A 24,473-nucleotide genomic window follows, 5' to 3' on the forward strand; every position below is an offset into this window, starting at 1 on the left:
TCGTCCGCGACCTGCAGACACTCCTCGCCCTCTGGACCGGCGCCTGCCCCACCTGCCACCGCGACATACCCACACTCATACGAACCTGACCAAGCACTACTAGTCGCCGGGGGCACGTGCGGGCGCCGACGGTGGTCCTGGCGGTGTTCCTTTACCGGCCCCCGTACCCCCATGTGCGGGCCGCACTCGAAGTGGCCGACGCACCGGACCGGGCGCAGCATGTGGAGGAGCACGGTCAGGGCTCGGGATGTCGATCACCACGTCCCGCTCACCGAAACGTCCGGCAGGAAGCCAGTCGGCAGGATTGAGCGACGTGTACTTCAACGGAAGCATCTGCTCCCGCAGGTGAGCGCCCACGGCGGGCTTGAGGTCCATCTTCAGGATCCGGCGCACCTTCTGGCCAAGCGTCCGCGTTGAACTCGCACACTTCAGCGACGAAGCGGAACGTGTCGCCTGTGTCGACGGTGGCTGGGATCCTCTTGCCGGTCAGATTCAGGTCAAGGATGTTGACGTCCTCGTACTTGGAGGCCAGGCCGACCGTCGTGTTGGGTCCCTCGTCGCCGGGGCCAGAAGGAAGTCATAGCGGGTGTCGTAGTCATCGTGGGGCGCCATGTGCACGATCGAGCCGTTGAACGCGACCGTCTGACCCTGGTGCCTCGTCGCGAAGTCCTGATTCGCGTCGTCGCACGTGTCCGCCTTCAGCAGCGCCGCGAACTCCGGGTTGTTCTGCAGTGTGATCACTTCACTGGCAGCCGGTTCGGCCGCGGCCGGGGTCGGCGTAGCGGAACGCTTCTCGCTCGCAGCGTGCGTCGACTTGTTCGAATCGTCCTGCCTCTCGCCTCCGCCGCTGAGTGCAGAGGCAACGTCGATGGAACTGCTGACCACGCTGTCGATTGTGCACCGGCGGCTCGACAGCGCGTACGTGACGCGCTGAGGTATCAGCCGCACCGGGCGCGGTGAGCTCTGGCGTCCGGCCGCCCAGGGCTCACCGGCGACCTCGATGGGCCCTGGGCATGCCGATCCGCCGTCGGTTCGGGCTTCAGTTCACGGTGAAGTAGTAGTCGTAGGGTGCCAGTTGGATGCCGGAGCGGGTCGTCGCGTAGACCGTGAGGCTGTACCAGTCGGCCGAGGCCGGGGTCCAGTCGATGCTCGCGGTGTGGTCGGCGTCCGCGGGGACCGTGACCTCCGGGTCACTGTTGTTGAAGGTGTACGTGTAGCTCACGACATCCTTCACCTTCGGCGTGAACGTGAAGGTGCCCGGGACGCCGACGCCGCCCGTTCCGTTCTCGGGGTAGGCGTCCGAAGCGACGGTGGGAGTGGTGTCGTAGCTGATACCCCACCAGGCCGCGTCGCTGACCCAGCCGTTCGCGCTCCTACTGGTCACCTGGAGGTTCACGCCGTAGATGCCGTCCATCGCGAGCTCCATGACCGCCGTTCCGTCCGCCTCCGCGGCGACCTCGAAGGTCCTGTCGTTCTGACCGCTGAGGGTCCGCACGGAGTAGCTGACGACTGGGCTCTTCGCATGGAGCTCGGGGTCGGGACGGAGCGTGAACTCGGTCGGCTCACCGAACTCGGGTTTCGGAACGGCCGGGGTGACAGTGGGCATCGAGGAGCTGACGCGGAACGTGTAGCTGGCGATCGCCGACCCGTTGTAGGCCCGGTCCAGGCTGCGCACCCACAGTGTCATCAGACCGGAGCCAGCCGGTGGGACAAGGCTGAGCGTGGCTGAACCGCCGGGCGCGTCGGCGCGCTTGAAGTATTTCGTGTCGGAGTACGGGTCGACGGGCTGCGGAATGCCGTAGGCACCGATGCTCGTGCCGATCGCCGGCAGGTCCGGTTGCCAGGCGAACTCGAACCCCTCGACGTCGTCGACACCGCCCGCGCTCAGCGTGAACTCGACCGGCTCGCCACCCTTGTTCCACACATCCGGCGGGTAGTTCGGCGAGGTGATGGTGGGCCTATTCGCCGGGCGGGTGTTGTCGATCGTGACGTAGCACGGGGCCGACCAGTCCGAGGCTGCGTCCCCGACCACCGTCTGCGCCTGCCACGCGTAAGCCTGCCCGTCGGCGAGCGCACTGGCGGGCAGGGTGGCGGGGGCCTCGAAACCAAGGGGAACGCGGTCGCGGGTTACCGTCGTGATCCGCGTCGGGTCGGTGACCGGCCAGGCCTGATACCGCACGCCGACCGGGGAGTTGCCAGTGGGATCGGTGACCCCGGGGATACCTTCGACGACGAGGCCGTCGCCGGCCCAGCGGTACGAGGGTCGGTCCGCGTCGGTCGAGCAGTGCCGGTATTCGTTGAACAGCTGGGTCGGTGTGGTGGGCGTCCCGCCGACCGCGCTCGCGGGCGACGCGGCACCGGTCAGTACCAGGCCGAGGGTTCCCAGTGAAGCGAGGACTGAACGTGGTCTCGCGCCGAAGGACATGATCAAGTGATTCCTTCCCGTGGGATGCCCACACACAGCGCGCCGATACGCACTGATGTACAAGCGGCGAGGGGATCGTACTGGGGTGCCGCGGACTGACGCATGCGGATTTCGGGATCAACTCATTTGATCCGGTGGGTTGTTGGCGGTGACGGGGAGGCCGGCGACCACATCATCCTTTACTCCGATGACGAACTCACCCACCTGGGAGTCTTCGGTTGCTCGGGCGGCTAGTAGGACTCCGTTAGGTCGCTCTGGCTCTTGGGTTCTGGCTGGTGGTGGATGTTCTGGGCAGGGGGCGGTGGCAGGTGGTGCAGGTGCCGGTCCAGCAGTTCAGCAGGTCTTGGATGGTGTCGAGGATCTGGTAGAGGGTGAGTCCGGTGTATCGGCTTTTGGGGCCAGGCGCTGTTCGGTGAGGAACGCGTGGGCGGCGGTGACCAGGGTGACGTGGTGGTGCCAGCCGGTCCAGGACCGTCCCTCGAAGTGGTCCAGGCCGAGGCCGTGTTTGAGTTCCCGGTAGTCGTGCTCGATGCGCCAGCGGATCTTGGCCAGGCGGACCAGCTCGGCCAGCGGGGTGTCGGCGGGCAGGTTGGACAGCCAGTAGTCGGTATCGGGAGCCAGGGGACAGGCGGCGTCGGCGGATACCCACCGGGGTCGATCGGCATGGCCGCCGTCGGGTCGGAGCGAGTGGCGCGGCGAAGCCACCACCGGCCCGGCCGGTCGTGAAGCGGTCGGCCCGCAGACCGGCCACCTGGCCGGCCACGACGGACGACAAAGAGGACACGACCGGCTGCCCAGTGCCGCCCGCGGGTTCCACCGGCCCCGCGGGCTCCACCGGCAGCGGGATGGTGACGGGCCGTCCGGCGCCGCAGCCCGCACACCCTTCGGATCGTGGTGGTCTTGTCGGCTCTGATCGGCCCGGGCAGGCCGTACGTCGCACCGGGCGCGATGCGCGGGCTCACGTCGTCGACGGCCGTCCTTTCCCGGAACCGTCCGACGTGGTGCGCGCAGTCGAGCAGCGCGGCCTTTCCGGCCGGTCGGGCAGGTGGCTCATCCGCTCGTTCACGTCGGCACCACCGTCGCGGAGCCCGGGTTCGTTGGTGGTGCGCTCGGGCGTGCCCTGTCTCAGCCGTGCGGCACTACGGCGACGGGGCTCGGAGCGTGGTGCAGCACCGCGTGTGCGACGGGGCCGAGTTTCCACGTCAGGTGGGAAGGTTGGCGACGGCGTCCCACCACGGTGAGCCGACTGCGGGTGCCGGCGGACAGCAGGGCGTGTGCGGCCGATCCCGTGTCCACCTGCTCCACGACGGGGACGCCCGGGAACATCTTGCGCCACATGACCAAGGTGGTGGTGAGCCGGTTGCGTTCCTCCGACTCGCGGCGGACGTCAGCGTTCCCGGGGGACGTCATGTGCGGAGCGCGACGGGGAAGGGAACGCACGACGCGTACACCGATGCCGTACGACTCCGCGGTGGTGAAGGCGAATTCCAGCAGCGGGTCGCTCGCCGGCCCCGCCTCCGACAAGCCGACCACCACCTCGTCGCGGTCCGCCGCGGCCGGGTGACCCCAGCCGCTCTCGACAGCAGGATCCCCGGCCCGGACGGTGACCGTCGGGCATTGGGCGAGGCCCAGCACGTGCAGGCTGATGGATCCGAGCAGGAAACTCGCCGTCGAACCGAAGCCGTTCGACCCCAGAGCCAGCAGCGACGCGCCCTTGCTGTGGTCAAGGAGGGCTTGGGCGGCGGTTTCCCGCACCAGTTCCGTCGTCAGTTCCAGATCGCCGTACCGGTGCAGCAGCTCGGCCTCCATGCGCTGGAGCAGGTCCCGCCCGTACCCTTGCTTGCTCCGGGCCTCCTGCGGGACCGGCACGTCGAGCGGCTGTGTGGTCCATGAGTGGAGCAGGACCAGACCCAGCCCCCTGCGGGCGGCCTCGTCGGCGGCCCACCACGCGGCTGTCACGCTCTCGGGTGAGCCGTCGAGTCCGATCACGACGGGTCCGGTCATGGCGTATCTCCCGTGTCCGGCGCGACAGGTGGCCGAAGCCTCGATGACCGCGCGCTGTTCTCTCCACCGCCTCGATTCTCATCAGCCCCGATCCGCCGACGACAGGGCCGGCCGGTGCGCTTGGGGGACCGACCGGCCCCTGTCGCGGCGTTCCGCGTGTCAGGACCGTGGAACGAGCAAGCAGGACGGGGCCGCCGGACCCGTGGGGACCGGCAGCACAGGGCTGTCCGCTGTCGGACCGGTGGTGAGCACCACTGCTGCGGTCCTGAGGCGTCTGAGGGGAAAGGGGGAGCCGTCATGAGCGGCCCTGTACTGGTGGGCGTGGACGGCTCGACGACGAGCATGGCCGCGGTGGAGGCCGCCGCACGGGAGGCAGACCGTCTGGGGGTGGAACTCCGTCTGGCGCACGCCTGCGAGTGGCCGGCCGCCCACGTGCCGCCGGGCGTGCCTCCCTGGGACCCAGGCGGAATCGGGTCGCTCGGCTCGGCGAACGGCGCGCTGAGGGAGGCCGAGCGCCGGGCCCGCTGCGCCGCGCCCGGCGTGCGTGTCACGCGGACGGTCCTCATGGGTGAAGCCGCGACGGTGCTGGAGAGCGAGTCCCACCGTGCCTCGCTCACCGTCGTCGGCAGCCGACCCGCGAGCCGGTCCGGCAGCGGACGGCGCGGCTCCGTCGCGGCCTGGCTGGCCGCCCACGGAGGTTCTCCGGTGCTGATGGTCCGCGGCGGGCCGGACCCGGCCGGTCCCGTCGTGCTCGCCTGCGAGGACCGACACGTCGGTCGGCGAGCGGCCGAGTTCGCCTTCGCCGAGGCGTCGGCCCGCGAGACGGACGTGGTGGTGCTGAACGGGTCGGCGACGAGGAACGCGCGGCCCCAGGACCGACCCTGCGAGTCCGTGGCCGCGCTGCGGGAGAAGTATCCGGACATCACCGTGTGCCGTCCCCGTGTCCGGGGCGGGACACGCCGAGCGGTCATCGAAATGAGCACCCACGCCCAGCTGGTCGTGATCGGCACGCGGTGTCGGGGCCGATGGGCCGTCCTGTCGGCCACGGTCGGCCGAGCGGCCCTGCGGCACGCCGGGTGCCCCGTCGCGGTGATCCGCCAAGAGGGGGGGAACCGGTGACCGGGCCGAGGACGACGGAAGACTCGCGGATACGTGACGCCATGGACCGGCCCGCAGAGGTGGCAGAAGCGCACCGGCTCGATCCGGCCCGGGTGGCAGCCTTCCTCGACCTCGACCCGGCAGCGGGTCTGAGTACCCGACAGGCCGACGAGCGGCTTGCCGGGCATGGGCAGAACCGGCTGGCCGAACCGGCCCGGCGCCCGGAGTGGTTGAAGTTCCTGGACCAGTTCCGCAACTGGCTCATCGGCATCCTGCTGATCGCCGCCGTCGTGGCCGCCGCCCTGGGCGACGTCAAGGACGCTGTGGTGATCACCGTGGTGCTGCAGATCAACGCCGTCCTCGGCTACCTGCAGGAGCGGCGCGCGGAACGCAGCCTGGAGGCCCTGCGCCGGATGCTCGTACCCACCGCCAGGGTGCGCCGCGACGGCCGGGAACAGATCGTCGAGGCGCATGCCCTCGTGCCCGGCGATCTGGTGCTGCTGGAAGCCGGCGACCGTGTTCCGGCCGACGGACGACTGATCGTCGCCGAGTCGGTCGAGGCGGCCGAGGCCGCCCTGACCGGCGAGTCCCAACCTGTCGTCAAGAGCATGACCGCGACGACCGGTGATGGCGCGACCCCGGCACCGCTCGCTGAGCGCACCAGCATGCTCTTCATGAACACGTCCCTGACCCGCGGTCGCGCCGAGATGATCGTCACAGCCACCGGTATGCGCACCGAACTGGGAGTGATCGCCGCCGAGTTGCGTTCCGGGACCGAACCACCCAGCCCTCTTCAGATACAGCTGGACAGCCTCGGCAAGCGACTCGCGCTGGTCAGCGGTGTCGCGGTCGTTGTGTACGCCCTTGCCGCGCTGGTCCACGGGGAGGCGCCGGCGGACATCGCGCTGCGCGCCGTGGCCCTGGCCGTCGCCGCGATCCCCGAGGGTCTTCCCGCCGTACTCGCCCTCACCCTGGCGCTCGGTGTGTACCGGATGGCGCGCCGCGGGGCGATCGTCAAGCGCCTGGCCGCGGTGGAGTCCCTCGGCTCGGCGACGGTCGTGTGCAGCGACAAGACCGGCACGCTCACCCTCAACGAGATGACCGTACGGTCCGTGTGGACCGGCGGGAGATTCTACGAGGTCACGGGCGAGGGGTACGGAACGCAGGGCGCCGTCCGCTCTGCCGACTCCGAGGCCGCGGTGACACCAGCCGAGTTGCAGGACGCCCTCCTTCCCTTCGCCTTGTGCAACGACGCTCGCCTGACGGACGAGGGCTTCCTGGGCGACCCCACCGAGGCCGCGCTGGTGGTGCTCGCGGCGAAGGCGGGCGTGGACGCCGAACAGTTACGGACGCAGCGCCCGCGGACGGGCGAACTGCCCTTCGACGCGGCCACCAAGTACATGGCCACCTTCCATGCGGAGCCCGACGGCCGCACCCGGGTCTTCGTCAAGGGCGCGGTGGATGTCCTGCTGGACCTGTGCACAGGCGTTCGTGCCGATGACGGTGTGCGGAGCCTCGACGAGGCGGGGAGGAACGAGATCCTCGGCGTCGTCTCGCAACTGGGTGGCACCGGCCTGCGGGTGCTGGGCGCGGCGACCACGCTGCTCGACGACGCTCCGGTGACGGTCACGCCGGCCTCGCTGTCGGGACTGACACTGACGTCGATCGCCGGTATCGCGGATCCGCCACGCCCCGAGGCCAGGGAGGCGATGGCGCTGTGCCGCTCGGCCGGAGTCGCCGTGAAGATGATCACCGGAGACCACGCGGACACGGCGGCAGCCATCGCACGCGAACTGCAGATCGGCGGAGACGTCGTCACCGGCGCGGAGCTGGACCGTATGACGCAGGACGAACTGGCTCGGCGCGTCGACGGCATCGGCGTGTTCGCACGCGTGGCTCCGGAGCACAAGGTCCTGATCGTCCGCGCGCTGTCGAGCCGGGGGCACATCGTCGCCATGACCGGTGACGGGGTCAACGACGCCGCCGCGCTGCGGGCCGCTCACATCGGAGTGGCGATGGGGCGCACCGGCACCGACGTGGCCAAGGAAGCCGCGGACATGGTCCTCACCGACGACGACTTCTCCACGATCGTGCGGGCGGTCCGCGAGGGCCGCGCCATCTACGGCAACATCGTCAAGTTCGTCCGCTTCCAGCTGGCCACCAACATCGGCGCCATCCTGACCCTGTTGGGGGCCTCCCTGGCCGGACTGCCCGCGCCTCTCACCGCCGTACAGCTCCTGTGGATCAACATCATCATGGACGGGCCGCCCGCGATGGCGCTGGCTGTCGACCCGGCGCGGGACGACGTCATGAGGCACCCGCCGCGCGACCCGGGCGAACGGATCCTGGACATCCGCCGCCTCGTCGCCGTCGGCCGAGCGGGCGCGGTCATGGCCCTGGGCACGGTGGGGCTGCTCGCCCTCGCCCGTCAGCGCGTCGGCGCGGAGACGGCCCTGACGATGGCGTTCACCACCTTCGTGCTGTTCCAGTTGTTCAACGCGCTCAACGCCCGTGCGGACGACGGCCCCGTACTCGGCCGCCACCAGCTCCGCAACCGCACCCTGTGGCTGTGCCTGGCCGGTGTCCTCGTCGTGCAGGTCGTCGCTGTGCACCTGCCGTGGGCCAACAGTGTCTTCGGCACTGTGCCGTTGGACACGGCACAGTGGGCCGTGTGCCTGGCCACGGCGTCCAGCGTGCTCCTCGCCGAGCTGCTGGCGCGTGTCGTAGGACGAGAGGTCTCGGCCGTTCGCCGGGCTCAGGGACGACCGGCGTGACCACCGACGGCCTTGCTCGCGCAGGTGGCCGCCGGCCAGCCGTTCTCGGGGGCACGCGGACTTCGACAGGACCGTGGCAGGGCTGGACGAGGATTCCGGTGGGGGGCCGAGTGTCCGGAACGGACCGGCCGGATCCGCAGGGCACCTTCTCCTTTCCGGGGTGAAAGGTGTGTTGAGCGATTAGTGGTGGGGCGTCGCTCGCCGACAGGTGCGGCATGCAGAAGGAACCGGAATGAGACCGAGTGCCGAACTTCCCGTGGATCACAGGCTGGCCAAGATCTACCGACATGGCGCTGCTCTCTGCGGCCTCGTCCTGCTGCTCTTCGGCGCCCTCGGGTTCGCCGACGACCTCCGCCCATTCAGTACGGACGGCGAGAGCGTTGCGGGGATGCCGACGAACGGTCTTCGGAGCCTGATCTCCGCCGTCGGGGGTCTGGTCCTCGTCGGCGGAACAGCTGTCGGCGGGAACTTCGCGTCCGCGCGCCTGCGTACCGCCACCGGCGTGCGCGTGGTGGCGCCGGCCGAGGTCTGTGTCGGCGACGTGCTCGTCGTGGGCCCGGGGGAAGTGGTCCCCTCGACGGCCGGGTGGAGAGCGAATCCGCTGTCCTCGACGAATCCGCGCTCACCGGCGAGCCCCTCCAGTCAGGGCATGCGCGAGGGGAGACCGTACGCAGCGGCGTGGTGAACGCGGGTGCTGCCTTCGACCTTCGCGCCACGGCCGCCGAGCGGGACAGCACCTACGCCGGCATCGTGCGGCTGGCCCAGGAGGCCGGAGCGGAGTCCGCGCCCGTCGTGCGGCTCGCCGACCGCTGTGCGGCATGGTTTCTTCCCCTCACCCTCGTGGTGGCGGGTCTGGCCTGGCTGGTCAGCGGTTCCGCGGTCCGGGCGGTCGCCGTCCTGGTGGTCGCCACCCCGTGTCCGCTGCTGCTGGCCGCACCCGTCGCGATCGTCTCCGGTCTCTCCCGTGCCTCACGCCTCGGCGTGGTCGTCCGCGGCGGCGGTGCCCTGGAGAACCTGGGCCGGGCCCGCACGCCTGCTGCTGGACAAGACCGGCACACTGACCGCCGGCTGTCCCGGGGTACTGGACGTGATCGCCGCGCCGGGCTGGAATCCCGCGGAAGTGCTCCGCCTGGCGGCATCCGCCGACCAGTATTCGCCGCACGTCCTCGCCCAGGCCATCGTCGACTCGGCCCACCGACGCGAGCTCGTGCTCTCGGCTCCCAGTGCGGTGACCGAGGAACCCGGCCGGGGCGCTTGCGGCGCGGTGGACGGCCACCAGGTTTCGATCGGCCGCGTCGCCGCCCCGGGCCTGCGGCCGTCCTGGGCCCGCACCGTCGACAACCGTGCGCTTCTCGACGGCGCGGCCGTCGCCTGGCCGGCCGTCGACGGACAGTCGGCCGGTGCCGTCCTCCTTCGCGACTCCGTCCGCCCCGACGCGCCCCGCACCTTGCGCCACCTGCGAGCGGCAGGCATCGAACGGCTGCTGATGCTGACCGGTGACCGTGCGGAACCTGCCCAGGAGATCGCCACCGTCCTAGGTCTTGACGACGTGCGTGCCGAGCTCAGCCCGGCCGACAAGGTCGCCGCGGTGGGCGCCGAGCGCGCGCGTGCGGTCATGGTGATGGTGGGCGACGGCGTCAACGACGCCCCTGCCCTCGCGGCGGCCGACATCGGTGTGGCCATGGGAGCACGGGGCTCCACCGCCTCTTCGGAGGCGGCCGACGTCGTCCTGACCACCGATCGAGTGGACCGCCTGGCGGACGCAGTCTCCATTGCCGTACGAGCCCGGCGCATCGCCGTACAGAGCCCTGGGTGGCATGCTCATGTCACTGGCCGCCATGATCGCCGCCGCGTGGGGCCTGCTCCCACCTGCCGTCGGCGCCTTGCTTCAGGAAGGGATCGACATCGCGGTCATTCTCAACGCGCTGCGCGCCCTACGCGTCGACCAGGCGGCGCGTCCGGCGCTCACTCCCGCCGCCGAGGCACTCGTACAGCGTTTCGCGGCCGCACACGACGACCTCCAGGACGTCCTCGAAGCCATACGTGGGGCGGCCGACCGTATCTCCGACAGCCCCGGCCCACAGGCCTTCGCGGCCGTCGAGGAGGCGCACAGGCTGCTCACGGAGCGGCTGCTGCCGCATGAGAACGCGGAAGAGCACGAACTCCATCCGGCCCTCGCCCGCACTCTCGGCGGGCCCGAGGCCACCGCGACCAATGGCCGCGCCCACACCGAGATCGCCCGCCTCTCCCGGCGGGTCGCCACCCACCTCGACCTCGCCCGTGCCGAGGGCGGCCTGGCTCCCGAACAACTTGACGATCTGCGTTCCTGCCTCTATGGCCTGAACACTGTTCTACGTCTGCACTTTACCCAGGAGGAGGAGAGCTACTTCTCGCTGGCCTCTTCGCCGCCCGACGGAGGCCGCTCGGTCTCATGAGAGCGCTCACTCGATGTCGAGTACCTCGTGGACGGGGCGGCGCGGCGTGCCGGGGCCGGTGGGGCCGTATCCGAGCCTGATCACCATCTGGACGGATCCCATCGCCGACTGCGGGTCGCGCACGGTCCATCGGAGTTCGGGCCATTCGAGGGCCTGGGACGTGAGCGAGGTGGCGAGCCCGTCGAGGGTGGCCTGCAGCAGCACGCGTTCCATGGCCTGGCCCGCCCGCAGCCAGTCCCTCGGCCGGTCTCCCGCGGTGCCGAGTACGGCGAGCTGAGGAGTGCTCTCGAACGTGGCGGCCTCTCGGCCGGCGACGGCGCGCCTGCCGGCGAAGTCACGCACGGGCGCCTCGCCGTAGCGTCGGCGAGGGCCGAAGGCGTACTCCGGGATTCCGTCGCTCGCCGTTCGTGCCGCTTCTGTGCCTACACGGGTCCAGCGCCTCAGCTCCTCGGACGCGGCGGCGTCCATCGCGTCGCGCCCCTCGGCGTCTTGCACCAGGTCCAGCAATGTCCGCACATGCCATGTGTCGGGGAAGACCAGCCGCGCCCCCTCCAGGAGCGCGGCGGCGCTCAGGGCGTCCTTGAGGGCCTGGGGTATTGCCTCGTCGGTGAAGGGGTGACGGCTGGTACGGCGGCGGTGGATCGCCGGAAACAGGGATGTGAGGTCTTCCTCGACGTCGTTCCCGGGATGCGCCGGGCCGGTCAGCCTCACCACCGCGAGCAGGCGTGGCTCCGCGGGGTCGGGCAGCAGTTCGGTGGTCTGTGCCCAGCCCGCATGGGCGGCGGCGACGCGCAGATTGAAGAGGGCGGCGGCGCAGCCAAGGTGGAGGCAGCGCGTGGTCGGGTCGGCCCGTGGCATGGCGCGTTCGAGATCCGCGTACAGGTGCAAGGTGTCGGCACCGCGCAGGAACCGGAATCTCCATGGTTGCGCGTTGTGCATCGACGGAGCCGCTGTGGCGTGTTCGACCATGGCTGTCACGGTCGTCGTGTCTAGTTCACGTACGGACACCGGACCCGCCTCCCTCCTGAGCCGACCGGTCGTTCGCGGACGGGAGATTTCCGGCCCCTCCACTATTCCACGGTGGCCCCGGTCGCGTGCGGTCGTGGCCGGGCGCGTGCGGGCTCCCGGAACCTGGAGTGTGTGATCAACGACGACATGGTGCGCACACCGCGCATCACTCCCGATGAGCACTGCGATGGGGACCGGGGCGCGGTGAGCCAGGGCCTCATGCACCATGCACCTTGCCCGGTCGTCATCGTTCCGCACCCTGCCGGAGACGGGACCGCCTGACGACCCCGCGACGGCAGGACCCGTCTGCGCGGCGCGTGGCGTCAGCCCGCCCGGACGCAGGGCGCCGCCCACTGCCTGCGTCGTGGAGAGCGGTCGGGGTTCGTGGCCTTCGGGACCGGTATGACTCCGACGCGGCGTGCCGCCACAGCTGTGACGAGTCGGCCGACCTCCTTGCCGGGGAGGCTTCGCGCGAGTCGGCTTCGCTTTCCCGGGGCAGTTCACCAGCCGTTTCTTCTTCGGGTTGCCGTCGGCGGCCAGGCCGGAGCGGTCGCGTGGCGATGCGCATCTGTTCGCTGCGCGGGCGAGGATGGAGGTACGGGGCGGGTGTCGCCCGCCGTGTTTCCCCGGCAGGAGGAGGTCGGACCGTGTTCTTCAGGGATCGTCGTGATGCCGGCCGACAGCTTGCCGCCCGGCTGGGGCATCTGAAGGGGGCCGGGGTGGTGGTGCTGGGGCTGCCCCGTGGAGGGGTGCCGGTTGCCGCGGAGGTCGCGAGGGCGTTGGGCGCGCCGTTGGACGTCTGCCCGGTGCGCAAGCTGGGCGTGCCGTTCCAGCCGGAGCTGGGGATGGGAGCGATCGGCGAGGGCGGCGTACGTGTGATCAACGATGACGTGGTGCGCACCGCGCGTGTCACGCCGGATGCGCTGGCCAAGGTCGAGGCCCGTGAGCGGGACGTGCTGGAGAGTCGCGTCCGGCGGTACCGACGAGGCCGGGAACCGGTCGGTGTGGCGGGCCGCACGGTGGTGGTGGTCGACGATGGGGTGGCCACGGGATCGACGGCGCGAGCGGCCTGCCGGATCGCCCGTGCCAGGGGAGCGGCACGGATCGTGCTCGCCGTCCCCGTGGCACCGCACGACTGGACCGCGCGGCTCGGCGAGGACGCCGACGAACTGGTGTGCCCGCACACCCCGTGGGACTTCCATGCGCTCGGGCAGTTCTACGCCGACTTCTCCCAGACCGACGACGACGAGGTCGTCGCCTGTCTGGAAGCGGCCGTGGCCCGTCCGGTGAGCAGCCGCCGCACCGAGCCGCATCACGCGGTGCCGGAGGACCCGGAGGTGGACGTGCAGGCCGGTGCGATGGTGCTGCGCGGGCAGCTGACGGTGCCCGAGGGCGCGGCCGGGGTGGTGCTGTTCGCGCACGGCAGCGGCAGCAGCCGGCACAGCTCGCGCAACCGGGTCGTCGCGGCCGGGCTGAACCGGGCGGGGCTGGGCACGCTGCTCTTCGACCTGCTCACGGAGGAGGAAGAGAGCGACCGGGCCAACGTGTTCGACACCGGGCTGCTGGCCCGGCGTCTGGCGGACGCCACCGGCTGGGTGCGAGGTCAGCCCGAGACCCAGGGGCTGGCTGTCGGGTATTTCGGCGCGAGCACCGGCGCGGCCGCCGCGTTGTGGGCTGCCGCCGAGCCGAGCGCGCGGATCGCCGCGATCGTCTCGCGGGGCGGCAGGCCCGACCTGGCCGGGCCACGGCTGCCGGCGGTGACGGCGCCCACGCTGCTGATCGTCGGGGGCCACGACGAGTTGGTGCTCGACCTCAACCGCGATGCACAGACCCGGCTGCGCTGCGAGACCCGGCTCGCGGTCGTCCCCGGCGCGACCCATCTCTTCGAGGAACCCGGGGCCCTGGAGCAGGTCACCGATCTGGCCCGAGACTGGTTCACCGACCACATGGCCCCGGTCCCGCATGCGGAGCGCTGATCCTGAACGCGTACTCCGGCCACGGGCGGGTGCTCAGGGGCAGCGGCACGATCCCTCCGATGAGGGGGCGAGCACCGGGCCACCGACCTCTCCCCGGCGGGGGAGTCCTCGAGCCTGTGGGCGTGCCCGCACCAGCGCCCACGTCCGGGTATGAGCCGTCAGGGGGCCGCCGCTCACCGCCCGCGAGACCGTCGACGGTCCGTGGTCCTCGGCGTGGTGCAACAGCCGACGCAACCCGACAGCAGCCACCACGCCATGACGGACCAGCCGGTGGCACCACGTCACCACGACGTCCGGACTGCGGCCTGCTGGTGGTGCGTGTGCGGGACGGTGATGACCGGGCAGCGGGCGTGGTGGAGTACGCCTTGACTGACGGAGCCCAGCAGCATGCCGGTGAAGCCGCCGTGCCCGCGTGTGCCCACGACCAGCCCGAGGGCGTGCTCGGACGCCTTGGCGAGAACCTCTACCGGGTGGCCCTGTACGACCTCGTGACGCACGTCCACCTCCGGGTGGGCGGCGGTACGCCCGGCCACTGTCTTCGAGAGCAGCCGACGGCCCTCCTGGACGGCCGCGTCCTCGTCCAGGGCTCCGAGCAGCGGGGCGTGCCACACGTACAGGGCCCGCACGACCGCGCCCCACAGAGCGGCCTCCTCGAAGGCGAAGTCGACGGCGGCGGCGGAGTGAGGGCTGCCGTCGGCCCCGACCACGAAGCACGGCGGCTCCTGGGTGGTGTGCTCCGGTTCCGGTAGGACCACCACGGGGCAGGGCGCGTGGGCGATGAGTGGCAGGGCGACGGCGGCAGAGGTGAACAGCTCCTGGAGAGCACTCAGGTGCCAGGAACCGAGTACGACCTCCGTGGCGTGTTGCGCCTGCTCGCGCAGCACCCACGCCGGATGCCCCTCCGCCAGCAGCCCGTCGACCTGCACCTGCGGATGCCGGGAATTGACGAATGTCACCGCCTCCGACAGCGCGTGGTCCCCTGTCGCGTGCAGCGCCTCGTTCCACTCCTCCCAGGACGGTCGTCCGCCCGTCGGCCGGTACCCGGGGGTCGGTACGTTCTGCGCGAGGACCAGGAGCAGGGGCAGATGACGTCGGTCCGCCTCGTCGGCGGCCCAGGAGACTGCCGTGCGTCTGCCGGGATCGGGGTCGACGCCGACCACGATCGGTTTGCGTTCGTGTGCATGTGTCATCGCACGACTCCCGGTGTCTCCTTCGGCCGGCGCGTTCCCCGTGCCGGCCGGAACCGGTGCCGGCCGGGAACCGGTGTCGGCGTCTGTGGTCGGCTCTGTCGTCCGAGTGCGTCTACAGGCCCTTGGAGAGCAGGAGTTCGTGGGCGAGTCGTGCGCCGCGTGCTGCTTCTTCGGGCGGAGTGTCCTCCGACGGGAGGCTCTCCAGGCCCTGGGCGAGCGCCCGGACGGCCTCGGCCAGGGTCGCGACCTGTGCTTCCAGTCGGCTCAGCCGGGCCTCCGGCTCAGGGTCGGCATCGGGTTGGGGGGAGTTGCTCTGCGTCATGTCGTGCTCCCTTACGAGGCAGTGACGGACTGGGCCCTCACTCGGTGCGGTGATCAGGCTGTGCTGCCTCGGCTGTCGTGTCCGGGTGGGCCGTGCGCTTGTTCGTCAACCAGACCTCCTCGCGTGGGTACAGGCGCCTCAACCGAACCATGGGGCGCTTTCGGCGTCCTCGGAGGGGCGTCGTGGACGTCACGGATGAGCCGCTGCCGTGCTTCGGTGAAGCCGCGCAGGGTCGTTTCACCGGTGTCGGGGCCGGCTCGGCTGCCGCAGATGGTCAGGTTGCCGAAGAGGTACCGGTCCGGGCCACCGAGGGCAGCCACGAGCGGTTCGGCGACGCGGTTCGGCGGATATGCGTCGTCGGCCAGGGCGGAGGTGACGGCGCTGTGGCCGTGCAGGCTGTTACCGCCCCCGGCAGGGCGCTGGACGGTGAAGGCGGCCGGGGCTCGGTGGTACGGGTCGGCGTCCTTGCGCACCCGGTCCGGGATGCCGTCGCGGAGGTCCGGTGCGCCGTCGGGACGGCTCAGTGCATGGATCTCGGTCATGTCGTGCTTCCGCATGCGAGGGGCGTTCCGTTGGAGATCAGCGAGCGGAGACCGCGCATCGCGGGAGCGGGCGAAGTGGGGTCGCCTCCGCGGCGACCGCCGAGTCGGTACAGGACCGGCACCCGTGCCCGGGGTCGCGAAGCCGGTCAGGCAGCCGACTGGAGGAGGAGTGCGCGGATGTCCTGCGGGAGCTGGTTGAGTGCCGCCCCCCGTTGTCCGGGGGAGACGTGATCGCGTACGACGACGGCGACCGCACGGCCAGATGCCGGCCGTGTGGACGGCGTGCTCGAAATCGGGCGGGTGGGGCACGGGTCTTCCCCCTCTGCTTCTCCGTGACTTCCTTTCACTGCACGGGATGGCGCCCCTACCCGCAGGCAGGAGCCAGTATGAAGAGCAGTCGGCTCGATCAGAGACATGTGGCGAGTGCGGCGGGCGCGCTTCTCCGGCGGCGTCCGCCCTCATGCGTGGCAGAGGTCCGTACGCGGTGACTTTCCTCTTCCCGCCTATGGGCTCCATGCTAGGGCGGACGGTCCAGGTCGGCAGCCGGGGCACTGCCTGGCAGCACGAGCCCGCCGCGGCAGGGCGTGCCGCTGCGGAAGTCGCCCGAGCAGTGGCGCCATGGGATCGACGTCGGTGGCCACGGGCGGCCGGGCACCGTCATGACCGCTCGTCCTGAACACCGATCTCCGCCCAGATCGACTTCCCTCCGGCTCGGTGGCGTGTGCCCCACCGCTCGGCGAACTGTGCGACGAGCAGCAGGCCGCGTCCGCCTTCGTCGAACATGCGCGCTCGCCGCATGTGCGGGGCGGTGCCGCTGCTGTCGGAGACCTCGCAGATGAGCACGGTGTCGCGGATCAGGCGCAGCTGAACGGGAGGGGTGCCGTACCGGATCGCGTTGGTGACCAGTTCGCTCACCACCAGCTCGGCGGTGAAGACCACCTCGTCCAGTCCCCAGTCCGCCAGGCGACGGGCCACCTTGGCACGGGCGTCGGCCACGGCGGCGGGGTCGGAAGGCAGATCCCAGACGGCCACCTGGCCCGCGTCGAGGGCCCGGGTACGGGCGATGAGCAGTGCGACATCATCCGACGGCTGTGCGGGGAGCAGACTCTCGACCAAATCGTCGCAGAGGGCCTCCAGCGAGCGAGCGGGCTGCTCCAGGCGCCGCCGCAGCAGCGCCATGCCCCTGCCGAGGTCGTGTTCGGGGACTTCGACGAGGCCGTCCGTGTACAGCACGAGGAGACTGCCTCGGGGCACTTCCCATTCGACCGCCTCGAAGGGCAGCCCGCCGACTCCCAGCGGCGGGCCGACAGGAAGTTCGATGCCTTGCCGTCGGGCGTGACCACGGCGGGCGGGGGGTGGCCCGCGCCGGCGGCGGCGCAGCGGCGCGACACAGGGTCGTAGACCAGATACAGACAGGTGGCTACGAGATCGGTGACGATCTCGAGCTCGGGATCCGCTGCCGCATCCTCCTCCGCCCTGAGGTGGGTGATCAGGTCGTCGAGATGGACGAGGAGCTCCTCGGGGGGCAGGTCGACGTCCGCCAGCGTGCGTACCGCGGTCCGCAGCCGCCCCATGGTGGCGGAGGCGCGCAGGCCATGGCCCACCACGTCCCCGACGACCAGGGCGACCCGTGCGCCCGACAGCGGGATCACATCGAACCAGTCGCCGCCCAGCCCCGCCCGGGACCGGGCCGGGAGATAGCGGTAGGCCACCTCCGCGGCCTCCTGGGCGGGGAGCCGCTGTGGCAGCAGGCTTCGTTGCAGGGCCAGGGCGGTGGTCCGCTCGCGGGTGAAGCGTCGCGCGTTGTCCACGGCCACGGCAGCGCGTGCGGCGATCTCCTCGGCGAGGAGCAGATCGTCCTCGTCGAAGGAGTCCTGGCGGCGGTGGCGGACGAGTACGGCCACACCGAGCGTGATGCCCCGGGCGCGCAACGGGATGACCATGATCGAATGCATCCCGAAGTCACGGACCTTCTCCGCGCGCTCGGGATCGGCGACCTGCCAGCTCTCGATGGCGTCGTCCAGGGTGCGGTGCAGCGACGACCGGCCCGTGTCCAGACAGCGGGCGGGGGGAGAGGATTCCGGGTAGTAGTCCACTTCCCCCGGCTGGACCACCGACTCGGGGATGCCGGGTAGGACGGACTGCTGCGCGGCCCGGCGCAGCGCGACGGAGCTCGTGGCGGACGGTCTGGGCTCGACGCCGCGGAACAGCCCGTCCAGCAGGTCGATGCTGATGAAGTCGGCGAGCCGCCCCACCGCCACGTCGGCCATCTCCTGGGCCGTACGCATCACGTCGAGAGTGCTGCCCACCTGCGCGCTGACGTCGTTCAGCAGGGCGAGCCGCTCGCGGGCCCGGTACTGTTCGGTGACGTCGAGGGCGATGAGCTGTACGTGTCGCACCTGTCCTGCCGGGTTCCTCAGGGGGGACACGGAGACGGCCCAGTATCTGTCGCGGGCTCCGCGCCGCGGTCGGCCGTGCACCTGGAACCGCTTCGGTTCACCCGTCTCGAACACCCGGCGCATGCCCTCCTCGACCGTGGTGCAGATGTGGGGAGGCAGGATGTCGGTGACGCGCCGGCCGCGCATCTGCTCCTCCGTGAAGCCCAGTTCGCGGGCCGCGCCGGCGCTCCCCCGCAAGGCCCGCAGCTCGGCGTCGTAGATCATCACAGGCAGGTGGGACTGCGCGAAGGCTTCCTCTGTCGTCGCCTCGTCCTTGCGCGGACGCGGCTGCTGTGGCCACGTGGCCACGAGGAGCCACTGTGCGGCGCCCTCGCGGTCGAGTGACGCGTACGCCTGCAACTCGGCTTGCACGGGGTGGCCGTCCTGGTGCCGCAGCGGGGTCGGCCCGCCTCGTCCCTCGAGAATCGCGGAGAAAGGCACCTTGGCCTCGGCGTTCCCGCCGAGCAGGCGTGCCGCGGGACGCCCTACGACGTCCTCGTACGAGTACCCGAGCAACTGCTGTGCTCCGGAACTCCACCCCGTCACGATCCCCCGCGCATCTACGACCGCCGTGGCCGAGGTGACCTGATCCGGGAACTGATCGAGGCCGTTCCCGAGGGGGCCGGCATTCTCCATGTCCATTCATCGCCCATCCTGCCCCCGGGGCTCTCGGGGCTGGGGAGACTCGGCAGAGACCGCAGGGCGGCGACAACCTCGTATCCGTCGCGTCGGCTCCTCTCCTACTTGTATCTCTCCTCGCGCGCACGCGCAGGTCGACGGGCGACACGGAAGGGGACGCCACTCCGAAACCGCGGTGCACCAGCCCAACGCTCTGCCGCCCACCCTCGGTGCGGCGGTACGTCGGGCGTCAGCCGACAGCGCGAGCGACTGGTTCAGCGAAGACGACCCGGGACTCAAGGGGCCTTCCCGCCTGTCCACGAGGTTCACCGTCCCCTATGCGCTGAATGCCGAGCCTCGCGGGATCCGGCTGAGCACTTCGGCCGACACCTGTGCGGTCATGGCGATGGCGGCGAGTTGGGTGATCTCGACGGCTCGCTCGCCGACCACGCGGCAGTCGACGATCTGGTGGCCGGCGCGGGCGACATCAGTTTGCAGAACCCCGTGGTGCGGCCGTCGGTGATCGTTCATGGGGCAGCGTCGAAGGAGATGGTGGCGATGACGGCGTCGTGCTTCTGCCGGGCTTCGGCTTCGGTGAGGCCGATCCTCGGTCGAAAGAACGCGCGGGCCAGTGGACACCGGTGGCGCCGCCGCCGATCACGAGCATCGAGGGCGGGACCTGGCTCAGGCTCCAGGCACCGCTGTGGGTGGTGATCAGTTCGGAGCCCGGGACGGAGAGCTGGTTGCTGGTGCCCCCGTACGGAGGATGATCTCGTCGGCCCGCAGCCGCAGCCCGCTCTCGGCAGGCGGCGAAAACGCCCGCCGGCCCCGCGCCGACGACCATGACATCGTTCGCCTGCCGTGGTGCGCGGCCGGTCAGTGCGCAGGCGAGGGTGAGCCGCCACCCGGCGGAGGGATCGTCGGGCGCTCGGGTGCCGGAGAAGTGGTCTGCCATGGTGTCCTGCGCTCAGGTATCGAGGTCGGCGAGCCAGTGCAGGGCCCTCGGTCCGGGCAGGAAGCAGTACTTACAGCCCCGGGTGACGACGAACTGCGGCAGTCCGTGCAGGCGCCCGGCGGACGGGTCGGCCGGGGGCGGTGACGGTGCCGGTTCCGTCGTTCGCACCCGTGAGCGGGTCCTGTTCGTCGTGTTGGCCGATGAAGTTCCCGCCGTTGCCCCACGGGGACTTGGCGAACTCGAACTGCCTCTTCAGGTGTGCCCCGGAGAAGACGAAGATGCTGCCCCGGTCGGCGCCGTCGTCCTCCAGGACACCCTCGGGGAGCATCGGTCCATGGCTGATTCCCCGGCGGATCAAGTGGGGCAGAGCACCAGGGGGGCGCTGCTCGGCCAGCGGTCGACCATCTTTGCGGCGAGCATCTTCTCCGCCTCCGGGCTGCCGGAGTTCGCGCGCAGGTACTGCCGGAACGCCGCCACCCGCGTGTCGACCTGTCGGAAGACGACATAGGTGCCGTTGCGGCCGAGTACCTCGGAGTACGGCATGGGGGGGGCAGGCCCCCGCAGCGGACGGACTGGATCACCCCAGATCATGCCGACGGCCCGGCGGCTGAGCCGGGCCGTGCGGGCGGCAGGTTCCGGGAAGGGTCACCAGTGAAGGGACAACTCTCCGGGATCCGGCGGCTGTTCAACGGCGAGTGTGCTCCCACCCACTGGACGCCGGATGGCCCGAGGCGGCTGCGTGACGGCGATGCGGCCCGATCACGTGGCCGGGCAATTCTTGTCCCTTCAAGGGCACGTTCGGCACCACGGGCGTATGCCCGGCGCGTTGGATCGCGGGGTTCAGGCTTGGGCCTGTGCGGGCAGCGGCACCGTCCATTCCGCGATGGTGCCGGTGGGCTGGTTCGGGGTGAGGGTGAGGCTGCCACCGACGTCGGTGGCGCGCCGGCGGAGGTTGTCCAGGCCGCTGCGTCGGGTGACGGCCGGGTCGATGCCGGTTCCGTTGTCGGCGACGCGCAGCCGCAGCTGGCTGCCGTCCGTCTCAGCGGTGACCTCGACGGCGGTGGCGTGCGCGTGCCGGGCGGCGTTCGACAGAGTTTCACGCAGCACCGCGACGAGGTGCTCGGCGTGACTGGCGGGTACGTCGGTGTCGAGCAGGCCGGTCATGCGCAGGGCGGGAGTGAAGCCCAGCACGGCGGCGGCATGGTCGGTCTCGGCCAGAAGCTTTGCGCGCAGCCCGCCGCGGCTGTCGGAGCGGTCGCGCTCGCGCAGCGCGTAGATCGTGCCCCGTACCGTTCTGATGGTGTCGTCGAGGTCGTCGACGACCCGCTGGACGCGCTCGGCCACCTGGGGCCGGTCGGAGACGCGGCCGAGTACCGAGTTCAGGGTCAGCCCGGAGGCGAACAGCCGCTGGATGGCCAGGTCGTGCAGGTCGCGGGCGATGCGATCGCGGTCGCTCAGCACCACCAGGTGTTCGGCCTCGCGCCGGTGCTCGGCGATCTCCAGCGCGAGAGCGGCCTGGTCGGCGAAACCGCTGATCATGGTCATGGTGGCGTCCGAGAACTCGGCCCCGCCAGCCCGGTTGGCGATCTGCAGGACCCCGCGGACATGCTCGCCACCTCCCAGCGGGAGCAGGAACCCCGGCCCCAGGTCGATCTGTGCCGCGGAGCCGCCTCCTGCCTGCGGCTCGCCGGACAGCGCACCGCTGGTGATCCGCTCGTTGGAGTGGTGGACCTTCGCGGCCAGTGTGGTGGCAGCCAGCACCAGCCCCTGCACCCGCTCGGCGCCTTCGCCGTCGGCCGCCTCGATCACCAGCTCGTCGCCGCCGTCGAACGGCACCGCCAGCGTCACCAGATCGGCGCCGGACAGCGCCCTGACGGTCGCGGCGACCTGGTGCAGCACCCGGTCCGGCTCGGTTCCGGACAACAGGCTGCGGGTCAGTTCGCTGCTCGCCGCCAGCCATCGTTCCCTGCGGCGTGTGTCCTCGTACAGGCGGGCGTTGTCGATCGCGACGCCCGCCGCGGCCGCGAGGGTGCGCAGCACCGCCTCGTCATCGTCGTCGAACTCTGCCCCGCCCCGCTTGTCGGTCAGGTAGAGGTTTCCGAAGACCTGGTCGCGCACACGCACCGGCGCGCCCAGGAACGTCGTCATCGGCGGATGGCCTTCGGGGAAGCCCACCGAGTCGGGATGCCGGCCCAGGTCGGCCAGGCGCAACGGCTCCGGCTCCTTGATCAGCAGCCCCAGGATGCCCTGGCCATCGGGATAGTGACCGATGGTGCGGATGGTGTCCTCGTCCATGCCGACCGTGATGAACTGCCGGATCTTCCCTTCCTCGCCCAGCACGCCCAAAGCCCCGTACCGGGCGTCCACCAGGGTGACCGCGGACTCGGTGATCCGACGCAGCACGACGTCGAGATCCAGATCGGTGCCGATGGCGAGGACCGCGTCCAGCAGCGTGTGCACCCGGTCGCGGACCGCGCGGACCTGCTCCACCTGTGCCTGCAGGCCCTCCAGCAGCTCATCCAGCCGCAACTGGGGCGCCGCCGGGCGGCCCCTGCGCCCCTCTGCCGGACTCTCCGCCATTCCCGCTCCCTCCGGAGAAGGCGCCGTTGGCACCTTCTCATCTTGCCCGAACGGCCCTGTCGGCACCCGAACGCCTGTGTTAAACGGCTGCCCTGGATCCTATGGCCCTTGGACGTGACCGAGGGCATGGCGTGAGGTCCACGTCGGCGCCGCCCACCGCACCCCGCCCCAGAGCCGGTCAAAGCCGCCCTACGGCGTGGATGCCGTTCGGCCTCATGGCGGGCACCGTCGCTGCCGCCATCGGAGAGGCGCGGGTCCGCATGATGCCCTGATCAGCGGTCGTCAACAACGGTTCCCGCAGCCCGCGCCAGTTTCGCGGCGCCGTTACCGTCTTCCGGCCGCCCCCGCCTGCGCTGATCCGTCAGGCTGGGCGCTGTGCACGCCTCATCGTCGTCTCCGTTGCCCGTCCGCGTGGAGCGGGATCTCCGCCCATCCTGGGCTTCTCCCAGTACGACACGCTTTGGGTCCTTATTTCACTTCCTGGGGCCCCTCGCCGGTGCGGGAGGCGTCAGCCCACCGGTGCGGCCGGCCTGATGACGCGGCTGGTGTCGCCTGCCTGGATGCCGCCCAGGGATCCGGCGATCGCCTCGTCGGGAACTCCGAGTGGCACTGCGCCGACTCTTCCGGCAGGCGGGCGAACTGCTGCGGCGTCAGGTGGACGTCGAGAGCGCCCAGATAGTAGTCGAGCTGGGTGAGGTTGCGCGGCCCGGTGATCGGGATGAGCGCGGTCGCGGACCGGGGCGGCACGCTCCCGTACCCAGGCCACCGACACCTGGGCAGGCCTTACGCCGGTCTCCTCGGCCAGGACGGCGTCGACGACGGCGGGTTCTTGGTCGGTGCTCTCCGTGTGAATGACCGCCCCCAGGTAGCTGAGGCGCCCCTCGGCGCTGCGGCGGTGCTTTCCGGTGAGAGCAGTCCGCTGCGGAGCGGGGGCCACAGGGCCGCGCCGAGTCCGAGGTTCTCGGTCATCGGCAGCAGTTCGCGGTCGGCGGTGTGCTGACTGCCAGTCGCTACGGCACCAGCAGCCACACCGAGGCCACGGGCCGGCTCCGCACCACGATCGCCGAGGAGACCCGGCTGCGCCAGGATCTCGCCAGGCAGACCCCCAGCGCCGAGGAGTCTGCCGACGCCCTTGAGGACGACGCCGAAACCCGCGTTGACAAGCAGCCTGTGATGGCGGCTGGGCCGAGAAACGCCTGACCCTTGCCTTGCGCAGCCGACTGACCGACGCCGCCAGCAACCGCTCCCTGCTGCCCGTCTGGTTCGTCACTGTTCTCGGCGCAGCACCTCCGGCCCGAGCGACCGATGAGTGGCTGGAGACTGCAACCCGCGTTCTGCTGTATCGCCTCACCTACGTCTCCGACCAGGTCGTCGCGCTTGGCTCCACGCCGCCGGACACCGACCGGCACCGGAGCAACTCGTACGAACAGCTACGCAAGGACCTGCGCCGCTGGTGAAATCGCAGCCGCCGCTGCCGCGCACCGGAGCGACCCGTGCACCGTGACTCGACCACCCCCGTTCACCAGCCAGTTCGACCGGCGGATCGGACCTTGTGCGGCGTCCGGCCAAGAGGTCACGATGACGACTGGTCGGCCCCGCCTGCTGCCATCGTCCCGGAGCTACCCGAGCGCATCATGCCGCCGTCTCCCATCGGACGGCCGGGGGCAACGACCCTCGGGGTGGGGCTGGCCGGTTGACCAAACCCCTCCGGCCCTGCAGACGCATGCCGACGGGGTGCCCCGACCTCGGTCCTGGACCCCCGTCGGCATAGAGATCACGAGCCTTCAGCAACTGCGGACACTGACGATCCGCGAGGGCGTCAGTTCCAAGGTCATAGGAGCGCAGGCTTGACCAGGCAACGTGCCTACGACGCCTCCCTCACCTCCGCACTGACATTCAAGGTCGACGAAGCCGGGAAGGACCTTCTCTGGAGCACCGGGACCGAGGTCCTGAGCTGGGACGTCTCGGGCCTGATCAACACGGAGAGAGCCCTGTGCGCCGCCGCCGGCGCATCCCCGGCGGCGCAGCGGTGGAAAAGGGAGAAGCTTTCCGGCATTCCGTTCGAGGACCTGTGCCCGGCCCCGTGAGCGTGCTGATCGTGCAGTGTC

The 24,473-nt window shown here is 70.8% G+C and carries 16 protein-coding genes and 5 pseudogenes; 8 read left to right on the forward strand and 13 right to left on the reverse strand.

Going from position 1 to position 24,473, the window contains the following annotated elements; genetic code table 11:
• Nucleotides 1-268: 268 nt before the first annotated feature.
• The 4 genes and pseudogenes from ACZ6D7_RS42385 to ACZ6D7_RS42400 form a co-directional block, all read right to left on the reverse strand.
• Nucleotides 269-948, reverse strand: a pseudogene (locus ACZ6D7_RS42385) (DUF4839 domain-containing protein).
• 91 nt (nucleotides 949-1,039) lie between these two features.
• Nucleotides 1,040-2,425 carry a hypothetical protein gene (locus tag ACZ6D7_RS42390; RefSeq protein ID WP_469502989.1) on the reverse strand — a complete coding sequence of 462 codons (1,386 nt, stop codon included), beginning with the start codon at nucleotides 2,423-2,425 and terminating at the stop codon, nucleotides 1,040-1,042.
• A gap of 333 nt (nucleotides 2,426-2,758) precedes the next feature.
• Nucleotides 2,759-3,034 (reverse strand): annotated as a pseudogene (locus ACZ6D7_RS42395) (transposase); the annotation flags it as partial.
• A gap of 516 nt (nucleotides 3,035-3,550) precedes the next feature.
• A complete protein-coding gene (locus tag ACZ6D7_RS42400; RefSeq protein ID WP_469502992.1) occupies nucleotides 3,551-4,429 on the reverse strand; it encodes a universal stress protein in 879 nt (292 codons plus the stop codon).
• Nucleotides 4,430-4,726: 297 nt separating this feature from the next.
• Here ACZ6D7_RS42400 and ACZ6D7_RS42405 point away from each other — a divergent pair, with 297 nt between their 5' ends.
• From ACZ6D7_RS42405 to ACZ6D7_RS42420, 4 genes and pseudogenes are all read left to right on the forward strand, one after another.
• The gene (locus ACZ6D7_RS42405; protein ID WP_469502995.1) at nucleotides 4,727-5,548 is read left to right on the forward strand and encodes a universal stress protein; all 822 of its coding nucleotides are present in this window, start codon (nucleotides 4,727-4,729) and stop codon (nucleotides 5,546-5,548) included.
• A 41-nt stretch (nucleotides 5,549-5,589) separates the two neighbouring features.
• Nucleotides 5,590-8,301 carry a cation-translocating P-type ATPase gene (locus ACZ6D7_RS42410; protein WP_469502998.1) on the forward strand — a complete coding sequence of 904 codons (2,712 nt, stop codon included), beginning with the start codon at nucleotides 5,590-5,592 and terminating at the stop codon, nucleotides 8,299-8,301.
• A 232-nt stretch (nucleotides 8,302-8,533) separates the two neighbouring features.
• Nucleotides 8,534-8,779 (forward strand): annotated as a pseudogene (locus ACZ6D7_RS42415) (DUF4383 domain-containing protein); the annotation flags it as partial.
• Nucleotides 8,777-10,736, forward strand: a pseudogene (locus ACZ6D7_RS42420) (heavy metal translocating P-type ATPase); the annotation flags it as partial. The pseudogenes ACZ6D7_RS42415 and ACZ6D7_RS42420, both read left to right, overlap by 3 nt.
• 6 nt (nucleotides 10,737-10,742) lie before the next feature.
• On the opposite strand, the gene ACZ6D7_RS42425 reads toward ACZ6D7_RS42420, so the two are convergent.
• Nucleotides 10,743-11,705 carry an Acg family FMN-binding oxidoreductase gene (locus tag ACZ6D7_RS42425; protein ID WP_469503001.1) on the reverse strand — a complete coding sequence of 321 codons (963 nt, stop codon included), beginning with the start codon at nucleotides 11,703-11,705 and terminating at the stop codon, nucleotides 10,743-10,745.
• A 686-nt stretch (nucleotides 11,706-12,391) separates the two neighbouring features.
• Between ACZ6D7_RS42425 and ACZ6D7_RS42430 the strand changes: the two genes are divergently transcribed.
• Complete coding sequence (locus ACZ6D7_RS42430; protein ID WP_469503003.1) at nucleotides 12,392-13,720, forward strand: phosphoribosyltransferase family protein; 1,329 nt, start codon at nucleotides 12,392-12,394, stop codon at nucleotides 13,718-13,720.
• A gap of 281 nt (nucleotides 13,721-14,001) precedes the next feature.
• Here the strand turns inward: ACZ6D7_RS42430 and ACZ6D7_RS42435 are convergent, their stop codons facing one another.
• The 8 genes and pseudogenes from ACZ6D7_RS42435 to ACZ6D7_RS42470 all read right to left on the reverse strand — a co-directional run bounded on the left by ACZ6D7_RS42435 (nucleotide 14,002) and on the right by ACZ6D7_RS42470 (nucleotide 22,365).
• Nucleotides 14,002-14,910 (reverse strand): universal stress protein, encoded by a 909-nt coding sequence (locus ACZ6D7_RS42435; protein WP_469503007.1) that lies wholly within the window; start codon nucleotides 14,908-14,910, stop codon nucleotides 14,002-14,004.
• A gap of 112 nt (nucleotides 14,911-15,022) precedes the next feature.
• Nucleotides 15,023-15,232 (reverse strand): hypothetical protein, encoded by a 210-nt coding sequence (locus tag ACZ6D7_RS42440; protein ID WP_469503010.1) that lies wholly within the window; start codon nucleotides 15,230-15,232, stop codon nucleotides 15,023-15,025.
• A gap of 53 nt (nucleotides 15,233-15,285) precedes the next feature.
• Nucleotides 15,286-15,774, reverse strand: coding sequence for a hypothetical protein (locus tag ACZ6D7_RS42445; protein ID WP_469503013.1), 489 nt, complete (start codon nucleotides 15,772-15,774; stop codon nucleotides 15,286-15,288).
• Nucleotides 15,775-16,431: 657 nt separating this feature from the next.
• Nucleotides 16,432-18,854, reverse strand: a pseudogene (locus tag ACZ6D7_RS42450) (SpoIIE family protein phosphatase).
• 312 nt (nucleotides 18,855-19,166) lie between these two features.
• On the reverse strand, nucleotides 19,167-19,361 hold the full coding sequence (locus tag ACZ6D7_RS42455) for a hypothetical protein (RefSeq protein ID WP_469503017.1): 195 nt from the start codon (nucleotides 19,359-19,361) through the stop codon (nucleotides 19,167-19,169).
• 436 nt (nucleotides 19,362-19,797) lie between these two features.
• On the reverse strand, nucleotides 19,798-19,953 hold the full coding sequence (locus ACZ6D7_RS42460) for a hypothetical protein (protein ID WP_469503020.1): 156 nt from the start codon (nucleotides 19,951-19,953) through the stop codon (nucleotides 19,798-19,800).
• A gap of 186 nt (nucleotides 19,954-20,139) precedes the next feature.
• Nucleotides 20,140-20,328: a hypothetical protein gene (locus tag ACZ6D7_RS42465; protein WP_469503023.1), complete on the reverse strand. Its 189-nt coding sequence runs from the start codon at nucleotides 20,326-20,328 to the stop codon at nucleotides 20,140-20,142.
• A 297-nt stretch (nucleotides 20,329-20,625) separates the two neighbouring features.
• Nucleotides 20,626-22,365: a sensor histidine kinase gene (locus ACZ6D7_RS42470; RefSeq protein ID WP_469503025.1), complete on the reverse strand. Its 1,740-nt coding sequence runs from the start codon at nucleotides 22,363-22,365 to the stop codon at nucleotides 20,626-20,628.
• A 993-nt stretch (nucleotides 22,366-23,358) separates the two neighbouring features.
• On the opposite strand from ACZ6D7_RS42470, the gene ACZ6D7_RS42475 reads away from it, so the two are divergent.
• The 3 genes from ACZ6D7_RS42475 to ACZ6D7_RS42485 all read left to right on the forward strand — a co-directional run bounded on the left by ACZ6D7_RS42475 (nucleotide 23,359) and on the right by ACZ6D7_RS42485 (nucleotide 24,452).
• Nucleotides 23,359-23,565, forward strand: coding sequence for a hypothetical protein (locus ACZ6D7_RS42475; RefSeq protein WP_469503028.1), 207 nt, complete (start codon nucleotides 23,359-23,361; stop codon nucleotides 23,563-23,565).
• 8 nt (nucleotides 23,566-23,573) lie between these two features.
• Nucleotides 23,574-23,822: a hypothetical protein gene (locus tag ACZ6D7_RS42480; RefSeq protein WP_469503030.1), complete on the forward strand. Its 249-nt coding sequence runs from the start codon at nucleotides 23,574-23,576 to the stop codon at nucleotides 23,820-23,822.
• A gap of 390 nt (nucleotides 23,823-24,212) precedes the next feature.
• Complete coding sequence (locus tag ACZ6D7_RS42485; RefSeq protein WP_469503032.1) at nucleotides 24,213-24,452, forward strand: hypothetical protein; 240 nt, start codon at nucleotides 24,213-24,215, stop codon at nucleotides 24,450-24,452.
• The last annotated feature ends 21 nt before the right edge of the window (nucleotides 24,453-24,473 follow it).

Source organism: Streptomyces sp. NPDC041784 (genome assembly GCF_055591025.1).